Origin of the sequence: Luteimonas qiangzhengi (assembly GCF_039548515.1) — a bacterium.
GTDB lineage: Bacteria > Pseudomonadota > Gammaproteobacteria > Xanthomonadales > Xanthomonadaceae > Luteimonas.
In genome coordinates, this window is the sequence record NZ_JBCLVE010000012.1 from 106,796 (window position 1) to 118,966 (window position 12,171).

Below are 12,171 nucleotides of genomic sequence, written 5' to 3' on the forward strand. Positions count from 1 at the left end.
TCCGGGGATTTTCCGGAGGTGGCGGTGATCAACGGACTTTGGCGAACGGTATTGCTGGCGCTCTTGGTGGCGGTTGGCGGCGGGTGCACGATGCTGGGAAAGGGGGCCGGTGCTGACCGGCCTGCAGCGACTGAAGGCATGGCGGGCGAAGCTTCTGCAGCTGAAATCGTGCGCTGCGTATCACGTGACAACCGCCGCAAGTACTGCGCTGCCGATACCGGCAGCGGGATGCACATGCTTCGCCAGCTCTCGTCCGCCGAGTGCATCCAGGGCAGCACCTGGGGCTATGACGCGCGCGGCGTGTGGGTGGTGTCCGGCTGTGGCGGTGAGTTCATCGCCGCGATGGAGCCGCAGAACGGCGAGGGTGGAGCTGCCGGTGCGGATGCTGACGCGGGATCGGTGGGTGAGCAGATCGTTCGCTGTGAATCGCGCGGACACCGTCGCAGCCGCTGCAATGCGGTGGTCGGCGAGGGCGTGGAACTGATTCGCCAGCTGTCCAGCACACGCTGCGTCCAGCGCCAGAACTGGGGCTGGGACAGGCGTGGGGTCTGGGTAGACGGCAATTGCGGAGCGGAGTTTCGCGTGTATTGAGCGGCGCGCAGCCGGTGCCCGGGCGTGCGGTTAAAATCGACCGATGAACCAGCCAGATATCGATCACTCCCGTTACGACCGCATCCGTCCCATCCGCTGGGTGGGCAACGCGTTGGAGCTGCTAGACCAGCGCCGGCTGCCTTTTGAGACGGTTTACGTCGCCTGCGCCAGCAGTGACGCGGTGGCCGATGCCATCCGCGACCTTGTGGTGCGCGGTGCCCCTGCGATCGGCATTGCGGCAGCGTGGGGCCTGGTGCTGGCGGGGCAGGAAATCCATGCGGAGGATGGCGCGGATGCCGAGCGCCAGCTGCAGCCTGCCATCGGGACACTCAACGCGGCACGCCCGACCGCGGTGAATCTGGCCTGGGCGCTGGTGCGAATGCGCACCGTACTTGTCGACGCTGGCCCCGACTGGGCAGAAGTGCTGGAGCGTGAGGCGCGCGCAATCGAAACCGAAGACCTGGCTGCCAACCGCCGGATGGGAGCGCTGGGGGCGGCGCTGATCACTCCAGGTTCCGGCGTGCTTACCCATTGCAATACCGGGTCGCTGGCCACCGCTGGCTTTGGCACTGCGTTGGGAGTGATCCGTGCCGGCGTCGCCCAGGGGCGGATCGGGCGCGTGTTTGCCGGCGAAACCCGGCCGTGGATGCAGGGCTCACGCCTGACCGTGTGGGAGCTGCAGCAGGACGGCATCGATGCCACCCTGATCGCCGATGCCGCTGCCTCGCACCTGATCAAGAGCGGTGAAGTGGAGTGGGTGGTGGTCGGCGCGGACCGCATCTGCGCCAATGGTGACGTGGCCAACAAGATCGGCACCTACCAGCTTGCCATCTCGGCGCGCTTTCACGGCCGGAAGGTCATGGTGGTCGCCCCATCGTCCACCGTGGACATGGAAGCCGCCTCGGGCGAGCTGATCGAGATCGAGGAGCGTGATCCGGGTGAGCTGCTGGGCGTAGCCGGCAGCCGCACGGTCGCCGACGGCATCCAGGCCTGGAACCCGGTATTCGATGTCACCCCGGCGGCATTGATCGACGCGATCGTGACCGAAAAGGGCATCGTGGAAAATCCCACCCCGGACTCGATGCGCGCCCTGTTCGCCTGAAACCCGCCCCGTCTTTTTGCCCCCTGTAGGAGCGCGCCATGCGCGCGAAGCCGCGTGAATCCTGTCCCCGCCCGATCACCGCAAACCCAAGGGTCCGGCGGGCCGGACCGCCCGCATGGCTCCGCGGACCATCCCCGGGACGATCCAACGAAGCCGCGAGGAACGTCACGCGGCTTCGCGCGCATGGCGCGCTCCTGCGGGATCGGTGCTAAGTCATTGTTTTATTGCTGGAAATGGCTGCGTCCAGCCTCCGGTTCGTGTTATCATTCTCTGTCTTTTTCAATGCGCTTCCCGCAGCTGTTCCATCGCCGCCCCGGGCCGCCGGGTCGTCTGCAGCCGCTGCCGGCAGCCGTCAGGATGCAAACAGCCTAGATGGTCGATTCCACGCAAGAAATCATCCCCGTCAACCTCGAAGACGAAATGCGTCGCAGCTACCTGGATTACGCCATGAGCGTGATCGTCGGGCGGGCGCTTCCAGATGTACGCGATGGTCTGAAGCCGGTGCACCGGCGCGTGCTGTTCGCCATGAACGAGCTGGGCGCGCACAGCAACAAACCCTATTTCAAGTCGGCGCGAATCGTCGGTGACGTGATCGGTAAATACCATCCGCACGGCGACCAGTCGGTGTATGACACCCTGGTGCGCATGGCGCAGCCGTTCTCGCTGCGCTACCTGCTGGTGGACGGGCAGGGCAACTTCGGTTCGGTCGATGGCGACTCGGCTGCGGCGATGCGTTACACCGAGGCGCGCATGTCGCGCCTGGCGCACGAGCTGATGGCGGACATCGACAAGGAAACCGTCGATTTCCAGCTCAATTACGACGAGAAGGAACGCGAGCCGACGGTGATGCCGGCGCGGGTGCCGAACCTGCTGGTCAACGGCTCAGCGGGCATCGCGGTGGGCATGGCCACCAACATTCCGCCGCACAATCTGTCCGAGGTGATCGACGCCAGCATCGCGCTGATCGACAACCCCGAACTCGACATCGACGGGCTGATGGAATACGTGCCCGGTCCGGATTTCCCCACCGCCGGCATCATCAACGGCGTCAGCGGCATCCAGCTTGCCTACCGCACCGGTCGCGGACGGGTGCGTATGCGCGCCAAGGCGGATATCGAGGTGGCTGACAACGGTCGCGAATCGATCATCGTCACCGAGATTCCCTACCAGGTAAACAAGGCGCGGCTGATCGAGAAGATCGCCGAGCTGGTGAAGGAAAAGAGGCTCGAAGGCATCAGCGAGCTGCGCGACGAGTCCGACAAGGACGGCATGCGCATCTACATCGAGGTCAAGCGCGGCGATTCGGCCGAGGTTGTGCTCAACAACCTGTACCAGCAGACCCAGATGGAGTCGTTCTTCGGCATCAACATGGTGGCCCTGGTGGATGGCCGCCCGCAGCTGCTGAACCTCAAGCAGATTCTGGAAGCCTTTGTCAGCCACCGCCGCGAGGTGGTGACCCGCCGCACGATCTTCGAGCTGCGCAAGGCGCGTGCCCGGGCCCACGTGCTTGAAGGCCTGACCGTTGCGCTGGCCAACATCGACGAGATGATCGAACTGATCAAGACGTCGGCCAACCCGAACGAAGCGCGCGAGCGGATGCTCAGCCGCCGCTGGGAAGCGGGCCTGGTGGCCACGCTGCTGGAAGCCACCGGCGCGGAGGCGTCCAAGCCGGAGGACCTGCCCAACGGCGTGGGCCTGATAGACGGCAGCTACCAGCTCACCGAGATCCAGGCACAGCAGATCCTGGACATGCGCCTGCACCGCCTGACCGGGCTGGAGCAGGAGCGTCTGACCGACGAGTACCGCCTGCTGCTGGAAACCATCCGCGGGCTGATCGAGATCCTCGAGGATCCGGACGTGCTGCTGGAGGTGATCCGCACCGAGCTGCGCACGGTGAAGGAAGAGTTTGGCGACGAGCGTCGCAGCGAAATCCGCGAAAGCGAGGAAGATCTGGACATCCTCGACCTGATCGCGCCCGAGGACGTGGTGGTGACCCTGTCGCACTCCGGCTATGCCAAGCGCCAGCCGGTGACGTCCTATCGTGCCCAGCGACGCGGTGGACGCGGTCGCAATGCCGCTTCGACCAAGGACGAGGATTTCATCGACCAGCTGTGGCTGGTCAATACCCATGACACGCTGCTGACCTTTACCAGCGCCGGTCGGGTATTCTGGCTGCCGGTCTACCAGCTGCCGGACGCCGGCCCCAATGCGCGTGGCCGTCCGATCGTCAACTGGATTGCGCTGGAAGAAGGCGAAAAGGTGCAGGCCGTGGTGCCGGTGCGCGAGTATGCCGAAGACCAGTACGTGTTCTTTTCCACCCGCAACGGCACGGTCAAGAAGACTCCGCTGAAGGAGTTCGAATACCGGCTTGCGCGAGGCAAGATCGCGATCAACCTGGACGATGGCGATGCGCTGGTGAACGCCGACCTGACCGACGGCGGCAAGGACATCATGCTGTTCGCTTCCAATGGCAAGGCGGTGCGCTTCGACGAGGGCGAGGTGCGTGCCATGGGCCGTACCGCCACCGGCGTGCGCGGCATGCGCCTGGCCGAGGGCGAGCACGTGTGCAGCATGATCGTGGTGCGGGCGGAAGGCGATGGCGACATCCTCACCGCCAGCCAGCGCGGCTACGGCAAGCGAACGCCGGTGTCCGAGTACCCGCGCAAGGGCCGCGGCATCCAGGGCGTGATTGCCATCCAGACCTCCGATCGCAACGGCCAGCTGGTGGGTGCGGTGCAGATTGCCGATCACCATGAAGTGCTGCTGATCTCCGATGGCGGCACGCTGGTGCGTACCCGCGCATCCGAGATCGCCCAGGTCGGTCGCAACACCCAGGGCGTGACCCTGATGCGGCTGGGCAAGGACGAGACCCTGCAGGCGATCGAGCGCATTGATGCGTCGCTGGATGAAAACGGTGAAGACCTCGACGACGCCGGCGTTGATGATGCCGGCGAAGGCGCCGCTACGACGTCTTCGGCAGCAACGGACGATCAGGCTGGCGAGCAGACCGACGAACAGGGCGGCGAGCAGCCCAGCGCCTGATTCAACCGCACCGTCCGAACTGCACCGTCACTCCTGCATGCGGGAGTGACGGTGTGTCCCCCACGTTCCCTATACTCCGGGCAACTGCGGAGGGAATGGCATGCTCGGACGGACGCGCTGCGGGTGGATGGATCAACGGGTGATCGGGAGGCTGGCGCGCTGGGCGCTGCTGGCCTGCCCACTGGCATTGCTGCTGGCCTGCAGCGGCGAGCCCGCGGGCCAGCTGCCCGCGCCCAGCGGTGAAGCGATCACGGCGGAACGGGTGGAGGTGGCAGGCTTCGGCCTGGCCAGGGCCTGGCCTGACGAGCGTCAGGGCAGCCTGGCGGTGGTGCTGGAGTTCTCACAGCCGCTGGTAGCCACCCAGGATTTCGACCGACTGGTAACGCTGGAAGGAACTGCCGCGAGCGAGGGCGGCTGGTCGCTCGATGACGACAACCGGACCCTGCGTTTCCCCAACGCCGAGGCCAATCGCGAATACAAACTGCGGATCTCTGCAGCGCTGACCGCGGCCGATGGCACCGAGCTGGGCGCCGACGTGGAGCGGGTGATCCATACCGGTGACCTCAGCCCCGTCGCCGGCTTCGCCTCGCAGGGCAGCGTACTGCCGGCGCGCGGCAGCCGCGGCCTGCCGGTGGTATCGCTGAACGTGGCCGAGGTGGACGTGGAATTCCTGCGCGTGCGCGACAGCGCGGTGCCGCAGTTCTTCAACCAGTATCAGCGCGGGGGCCGTCGTGGCAGCTGGGATCTTGAAGCCGACTGGGGTGATCGCACTCCGCTGTCGCGCATGGCCGAGCCGGTGTATGTGAACCGGTTCGTGCTGGGTGGCGAGCGCAACGAGCGCCTGCTTACCTACCTGCCCGTGCAGGATATTCCCGAACTGCAGGAAGCGGGCCTGTACTTCGCGGTGATGAAGCGGGCCGGCGCCTTCGACAGCGAGTTCGAGACTGCGTTTTTCAGCGTCAGTGACATCGGCCTGCATGCGCGGGCCTACAAGGACCGGTTGTTCGTGCACACGGCCTCGCTGGAGACCGGCGCGGCCAACAACGGCGTGTCCCTGCAGGTGCTCGACGGCAAGGGCGAGGTGGTCTATCGCGGTGAAACCGACCGCAATGGCAACGCGGTGTTCGACTACGCGCTCGATGCGGCCCACGTGCTGGTGGCCAGCCGCGGGCGCGATGTGTCGATGCTGCCGTTCAACCAGCCGGCGCTGGATCTGTCGGAGTTCGCGGTGGCCGGGCGCGGGCAGGCGTGGTTCGACGTGTTCGCCTGGTCCGGGCGGGATCTCTATCGGCCCGGTGAAACCGTGCGGGTGTCCGCACTGCTGCGCGACCATGACGGCCGCCCGGTGGCGGCCGGTGAGGACGGCGCGCAGTCGCCGGCTTCGCAACCACTGTTCGTCCGACTGAAGCAGCCGGATGGCCGCACCTTCTTCGAAACGCGCCTGGAGCCGGGCCCCCAAGGCTACTACCGGCTGGAGCGGGAGGTGCCCGCCGATGCGCCGACCGGCCGCTGGCAGGTGGAGTTCCGTACCGATCCCGGCAGCCGGGAAGCGGTGCAGGGCATGCAGCTGCGGATCGAGGAGTTTTTGCCGGAGCGGATGAAGCTCGAGCTCGACGCCGCCGCGCCGCGCCTGGCGCCCGGTGAGCCGCTGCGTCTTGAGGTGGAAGGGGCGTACCTGTACGGCGCGCCGGCTGCTGGCAACCGCTTCACCGCGACCCTGGCCGTGGCGGTGGAACAGCATCCGGTGGACAGCCTGCCCGATCATTTCTTCGGCGATCCCACGGTGGATCTGCCGCGCGAGGCGCGCGACGTGATCGACGCCGAGCTGGACGCTACCGGCCGTCTCGCGCAGGACATTGCGCTGCCCGAGGAGGCCCGGCCGGTGACGCCGATCGCGGCGCTGGTGACCGGCAGCCTGTATGAAAGCGGCGGCCGCACCGTCAACCGCACTGTGAAGCGGGTGCTGTGGCCGGCGCAGGCGCTGGTTGGGCTGCGTCCGCTGTTCAATCCGGATGAGGGCGCCGACGCCAATGCCCGTGCGGGCTTCGAGCTGGTGCGCGTGGATGCGGATGGCACTTCTCAGCCTGCCACCGGCCTGGAAGTCAGCCTGGTGCGCGAGCATCGCGACTACCACTGGCGACACGATGACGAAGGCGGCTGGAATTACGATTTCACCCGCCGCTTCGAAAAGGTGGAAACGCGCACGCTGGATGCCGGCCAGGACGCGACGCGTTTCGACTTCCCGGTGCAGTGGGGCGAGTACCGGGTGGAGGTGAAGGATCCGGCGACCGGGCTGGTCACGCGCTATCCGTTCCGCGCCGGCTGGAGCTGGGATGACCAGAACCGCGGCCTCGACGCGCGGCCGGACAAGGTCAAGCTGGCGCTGGATCAGACGGGGTACAAGGCAGGTGACACCCTGGAAGTGACGGTGACGCCGCCGCATCCGGGCAAGGGCCTGCTGCTGGTGGAGAGTGATCGGCTGCTGTACGTGCACGCCATCGATGCCGAACCCGGGAGCACCTTCCGCATTCCGGTCACCGAGGACTGGGAGCGGCACGACGTGTATGTGACCGCGCTGGTGTTCCGCGGTGGCCGTGCCGTGGATGTGACTACGCCTGCGCGTGCGGTGGGTGTGGTGCACGTGCCAATGGATCGCCGCGACCGGCGCGTGGCGGTTGGGCTGAAGGTGGCCGGACAGGTGCTGCCGGAGCAGCCGCTGCGGGTGACGCTGAGCGTGCCGCAGCAGGCCGGCCGGCAGGCGCATGCCACCGTCTCCGCGGTGGATGTGGGCATCACCAATATCACCCGTTTTCCGGTGCCTGATGCGGTGGCGCACTTCTTCCAGCAGCGGCGCTTCGGCGTCGACGCCTGGGATGTCTACGGGCGGGTGATCGAGAGTTACGAAGGGGGCACGGCCCGGATCCGTTTCGGCGGGGACATGGCATTGGATGCGCTGCCGCATGCGCGGCGCCCGACTGCGCGGGTGCAGACGGTGGACCTTTTTTCCGGACCGGTGCAGCTCGATGCCAACGGCAATGCCACGGTCGAGCTGCCGGTGCCCGATTTCAACGGCACTCTGCGCGTATCGGCACTGGTGTGGTCGGATGACGCATACGGCAATCGCGATGCGGAAACGGTGGTGCGTGCGCCGATCGTGGCGGAAGCCAGCATGCCGCGGGTCCTCGCTCCGGGTGATCGCAGCACGCTGACCCTTGATCTCACCAACTTCACCGGCCGCGAAGGGGCGTTCCGGGTGCGCGTTGGCGGCGAAGGACCGCTGGCGGTGGGCGAGGGCGAACGCACGCTGCGGCTGGCCTCTGATGGCAATGCAACGCTGAACTTTCCGCTGACTGCCGCCAACGACTACGCCACCGCCCAGGTGCGCGTGCGCGTGGAGGGCAACGGTGAAAGCGTGGATCGCCGCTACGATCTGCCGGTGCGCGCGGCTTGGCCCGCGGTGCTGCGGGCCGAGACGCGGGCGCTGGATGTCCTGGCCCCGGTGCGGATCGACGCCTCGTTCGCCGAAGGCCTGATGCCAGGCTCGGTACAGGCGCAGATGAGCCTGAGTGCGTTCCCGCCGATCCCCTTCGCCGCGGCACTGCAGGGCGCGCTGCACTACCCCTATGCCTGCGCGGAGCAGACCACCAGCCGTGGCTACGCGGCCTTGATGCTGGATGCGGCGACGGTGTCGATGCTCGGGCTGGAGGATGTGGACGCGGAGCTGCGGCAACGGACGGTGCAGGCCGCCTTCGGGCGCCTGGCCTCGGTGCAGGCCGGCAATGGCCACTTTACGATGTGGGGCAGCAGCGGACCGGTCAATCCGATCCTGACACCGTACATCGCCGAGTTCCTGCTCGACGCCCGCGACGCAGGGTTCGCGGTGCCGGACACGGTGCTGCAGAAGGCGCTGGAGCGGCTCAACGAAGACCTGCTGGCGGGCGGGCAGGAGTTCTACGGGCAGGATCATCGCCAGTACCTCAAATTCGCCTACCAGGCGCACGCCGGCTTCGTGCTGGCCCGGGTCAATCGCGCCCCGCTGGGCACGCTGCGGTCCCTGTTCGACAACCATTCCTCCGCTGCGCTCAGCGGCTTGCCGCTGGTCCGGCTTGGCCTGGCGCTGCGGATGCAGGGCGATACGGCACGTGGCGACAAGGCGATTGCGGAGGGCTTCAGCCTGCGGCGCGAGCGTCCGCGCTGGCTGGGCGATTACTCCACGCCGCTGCGCGACGCCGCGCTGTCGATCGCGCTGGTGCATGAGCAGGACGCGGCGAAGCCGGAATACACCGCCCGTGCGATTGATGTAGGCCGTGAGCTGGATGCACGTCGCAACCAGCGCTGGATGTACCTGAGCACCCAGGAGCAGATCGCCATCGGGCGTCTGGGCAAGGCGCTGGCGGCCGATGGCAGCCGGCGCGTGTCCGGCGTGCTGTGGACCGGCGACAGTGACGAGCCGGTAGCCGACAGCCGCGTGTTTGGGCGGCAGTTTGATCATGCCGAACTGTCGCGCGGCGTCCGCTTCGAGCCGGCCGGCGAACCACCGCTGTATGCCAGCCTGGAAGTGGCCGGGGTGCCACGCACCGCACCAGAGGCGGACTTCAGCCGCCTGAAAGTGGAGCGCAACCTGCACCGCCTGGACGGTACGCCGTGGGAGCCGGGTCCGCTGAAGGAGGGCGAAGCGCTGATCGTGGCGTTGTCGATTACCGCCAACCAGGCGATGCCCGATGCATTGCTGACCGACCTGCTGCCGGCCGGGCTGGAGATTGAGAACTTCAATCTGTCCGATGGCGAGCAGTGGGGCGAAGTGACCGTGCAGGGGGTGAACCTTTCGGAGCGCTCAAGCGCTGCTGAGCTGCGGCATGAGGAGTTCCGCGACGACCGCTACGTGGCGGCACTCAGCCTCGGCCGCGGGCGCACCGCGCGCGTGTTCTATCTGGTGCGTGCGGTGACCCCGGGCACCTACACCGTGCCGCCGCCGATGGTGGAGGACATGTACCGGCCGGAGCTGCGTGGCGTCGGGCGAGCCGTGCCGGGAACGATCACGGTGGTGCAGCCGTGATCCGCCAGCCTGGCTGACGTGGATAGGCCAGAGCCGCGCAAGCGGCAGCGCTTCATGGCGCTGCTGCGCTGGGGGACGGTGGCCGGGCTGCTGACACTGCTGGCGCTGGACCTGCTGTTCCCTGCGCCGCTGCCGACAGCCCGCGACACCAGCAGCGTGGTGGTGGCCCGCGACGGCACTCCGCTGCGGGCATTCGCCGATGCCGGTGGCGTGTGGCGTCACCCGGCTGATCCCGACTCGGTATCGCCGCTGTACCTGGAAGCGCTGCTGACCTACGAGGACCGCTGGTTCCATCGCCATCCGGGGATCAATCCGCTGGCCCTGGCCAGGGCCGGCTGGCAGTGGCTCAGTTCAGGGCGGATCGTGTCCGGCGGATCCACGCTGACCATGCAGGTGGCGCGGATCCTGGAGCCGCATTCGCGCACGCCCTGGGGCAAGGCGCGGCAGATGCTGCGTGCGCTGCAGCTGGAAGCACATCTGTCCAAGCGGGACATCCTCACGCTGTACCTGGAGCGTGCTCCGTTTGGCGGAACCATCGAGGGCGTGGAGGCCGCCAGCTGGGCGTATCTCGGCAAGCCAGCCTCGGGTCTGTCCAGAGCCGAAGCGGCAATGCTGGCAGTGCTGCCGCAGGCGCCCAGCCGGCTGCGGCCGGATCGTCACCCGGAACGCGCACGCGCTGCCCGCGACAAGCTGCTCGAGCGCATGGTTGAACAGGGCGCCTGGACCCGGGCGGAAGTCGATGATGCGCGGATCGAACCCGTGGTGTCGCGAGCGTTGCGTCCGCCCATGCACGCCGCGCTGCTGGCGCAGCGGCTGCGCAGCGCCAATCCGCGGGCCAGCAGGATTGATTCCACAATCGATGCCGGCCTGCAGCGTGCCCTTGAAGAACGCGTCGCCGGCTATTTTTCCGGCTTGCCTGAGCGCACCTCGGCAGCCCTGCTGGTCATCGACAACGCGACCATGCAGGCGCGTGCCTACATCGGCGCGGCGGAGTTCGGAGATCGCGCTCGGCTCGGGCACGTGGACATGGTGAGGGCGTGGCGCTCGCCCGGCTCCACGCTCAAACCCTTCCTGTACGCGATGGCGCTCGATGACGGACTGATCCATTCGGCCAGCCTGATGGTGGATGCGCCGCAGTCGTTCGACGGTTACCGCCCGGGCAATTTCGGCACCAGCTACAGCGGTCCGGTGTCTGCGGCCGACGCCCTGCAGCGTTCACTCAACGTGCCGGCGGTGGATCTGCTGCAGCGCGTGGGTCCCGGGCGGTTTGCAGCGCGCCTGGATCATGCTGGCATCCGCCTGCGTTTCCCGCGCGGTGCAGCGCCCGGCCTGCCGTTGATCCTGGGTGGCACCGGGGCGACGCTGGAGGACCTGGTGGGTGCGCACTCGGCGCTGGTGCGCGGGGGCAAGGCGGGACGGGTGCGGCTTACTGCCGACGCGCCGCTGCTGGAGCGGCGGCTGATGTCGCCCGGAGCGGCCTGGATCGTGGCGGAAACGCTGTCTTCCAACGCCCGGCCCGGCGAGCGCGCCGATCTGTTCGACCTGCGTGACCGGCCCCGTGTGGCCTGGAAGACCGGTACCAGCTACGGATTCCGGGATGCGTGGGCGCTGGGTGCGACCCGCGGCTACACCGTCGGGGTGTGGGTGGGGCGCCCGGATGGCACCCCGCTGCCGGGCCAGTACGGGGCGATCACGGCGCTGCCCTTGCTGTTCGAAGTCATCGATACCCTCCCGCGCGCGCGTGACGATGCCATTGCATTGCCGCGCCCGGCCAGCGTGGAGCAGCATGCGGTCTGCTGGCCACTGGGCCTGGCAGCTGCGGATCAGCCTGCTTCGCTGTGCCGCCGCCAGCTGGATGCCTGGGTGCTGGACGGGGCCATCCCGCCCACTGCTGCCGAGCGCGAAGTCAGGCTGTGGTCTGCAGGCCGGGTGCGGTTCCGGATGGATGCGGTTACCGGTCGCCGGCTCTCATCGAACTGTGCGCAGCTACACGACGCGCGGGATGCGGAGATTGCTCGCTGGCCTGCGCTGCTGTCGCCGTGGCTGAGCGCTGCCGATCGTGCCGCCGCGCGTCTGCCGGCGCTGGCCTGGGACTGCGACGATGATGGGCGTGAGCGGCTGGCCGAAGTGCGGATTGAAGGCGTGCAGGACGGGGCGCGGCTGGCGCGAGCTCCCGGCAGTGTGCGCGGCGTGCAGCTGAGCCTGCGGGCGCTGGGCGGCCAGGGTCGCGTGCAGTGGCTGCTGGATGGCCGCTGGCTGGCAGAGACCGATGGCGCACGACCGTTCGTGCATGAGTTCACCGAACCCGGCATCCACACCCTGACCGCATTGGCGGACAGCGGGGCGTGGGACCGGGTCGGGTTCCAGGTGCTGCGTTAAG

5 protein-coding genes are annotated in these 12,171 nt (G+C 67.7%); all 5 read left to right on the forward strand.

The window, feature by feature from the left end:
• The first annotated feature begins 138 nt into the window (after positions 1-138).
• The 5 genes from WCE59_RS10945 to pbpC all read left to right on the forward strand — a co-directional run bounded on the left by WCE59_RS10945 (position 139) and on the right by pbpC (position 12,170).
• A complete protein-coding gene (locus tag WCE59_RS10945; protein WP_343258803.1) occupies positions 139-591 on the forward strand; it encodes a DUF3011 domain-containing protein in 453 nt (150 codons plus the stop codon).
• Between the two features lie 43 nt (positions 592-634).
• Positions 635-1,693, forward strand: coding sequence for an S-methyl-5-thioribose-1-phosphate isomerase (mtnA, locus tag WCE59_RS10950; protein WP_343258804.1), 1,059 nt, complete (start codon positions 635-637; stop codon positions 1,691-1,693).
• 372 nt (positions 1,694-2,065) lie between these two features.
• Entirely contained in the window at positions 2,066-4,735 is a 2,670-nt protein-coding gene (gene gyrA, locus WCE59_RS10955) for a DNA gyrase subunit A (RefSeq protein WP_343258805.1), read from the forward strand.
• A gap of 100 nt (positions 4,736-4,835) precedes the next feature.
• Positions 4,836-9,791, forward strand: a complete 4,956-nt coding sequence (locus WCE59_RS10960; protein WP_343258806.1) for an alpha-2-macroglobulin family protein — start codon at positions 4,836-4,838, stop codon at positions 9,789-9,791.
• A gap of 54 nt (positions 9,792-9,845) precedes the next feature.
• Positions 9,846-12,170 carry a penicillin-binding protein 1C gene (gene pbpC, locus WCE59_RS10965; protein WP_343258853.1) on the forward strand — a complete coding sequence of 775 codons (2,325 nt, stop codon included), beginning with the start codon at positions 9,846-9,848 and terminating at the stop codon, positions 12,168-12,170.
• Position 12,171 lies beyond the last annotated feature (1 nt).